The following is a 1,005-nucleotide window of genomic DNA, read 5'->3' as shown; positions in this document are numbered from 1 at the left end:
TATGTTTCCCTATGGTTATGTTAAGCAAACTTGCAAAATATCAGGCATGAAACGCCCAAGAGGTTGGAGTACAGGCTAACACCAAATTCAAAAAATAATACTATTTTAGAGACCTTTGCATAAATAGGAACAATCATCAGAAACCCACTTTTCACCCACTTGGCGATTTTTTAAACCCAACCTTAGCTCTGCTAGGACAAGGTTTAAAGAAATCACCAATTGGGCAAAAATTGGATTTTGCTAATCATCCCTATTTATGCAAAGGTCTCTAAAAACATAATGGGGAGTGATGAACAATAAAGAATTATTAATCTCAGCAATTGGCGCATTTATAGCCGTTGTTATGGCTGAATTTTTCTCTAGTGTTATTTTACAGAGTGCCAATTCTCCCTTAATTATCGCTTCAACTGGTGCATCAGCTATGCTAATGTTTGGTTCGCCACATGCCTTGGTTTCTCGTCCATGGAATTTAATTGGTGGACATAGTGTTTCAGCTATAATGGGCGTTACTTGCTTTTATTTAATCACCAATACTCTGTTAGCCACTTCAATTGCCATTCCTCTTTCGCTTGTTGCTATGCATTTTTTAAGATGTATGCACCCTCCTGGTGGCGCAACAGCCGTAACAGCAATTATTGGTGGCACAACAATTCATAATTTAGGTTATGCGTTTGTTATTATGCCTATATTCTTCAATTCTTTAATTTTGCTTACTGTCGCTATGGCAATTGCCACTTTTAGAGATAAAAATCCATTTGAAGATTGCTTATAACGCTATTTAGTCAACCCTAAAAACCCAAAACAGCCAACCATAAAACCAACCTTAAGCATTCAAAACAATCGCACTATATTTTGACTGGCAATATTTTATACAAAATTCAAAAAATAACAATACCATAAATAGTGTATAATAATCATTTTTTTCACCAACAAAACAATGCCAAAAAGAATCCAACTACCTGATGATTTTTATAAACACGATTTTAAGCAACTAGCCAAGATAGA

General features: G+C 35.1%; 1 protein-coding gene and 1 pseudogene. Both read left to right on the top strand.

Going from position 1 to position 1,005, the window contains the following annotated elements; translation table 11 throughout:
• Nucleotides 1–79, top strand: a pseudogene (locus BBROOKSOX_RS12405) (TusE/DsrC/DsvC family sulfur relay protein); the annotation flags it as partial.
• A gap of 210 nt (nt 80–289) precedes the next feature.
• Nucleotides 290–772, top strand: coding sequence for an HPP family protein (locus BBROOKSOX_RS11645; RefSeq protein ID WP_139662045.1), 483 nt, complete (start codon nt 290–292; stop codon nt 770–772).
• Nucleotides 773–1,005: the final 233 nt, after the last annotated feature.

The sequence above is a fragment of the bacterium endosymbiont of Bathymodiolus sp. 5 South genome (genome assembly GCF_900128535.1).
In the GTDB taxonomy this organism is placed as follows: domain Bacteria; phylum Pseudomonadota; class Gammaproteobacteria; order PS1; family Pseudothioglobaceae; genus Thiodubiliella.
This window is presented reverse-complemented; position numbering and strand designations above follow the sequence as displayed.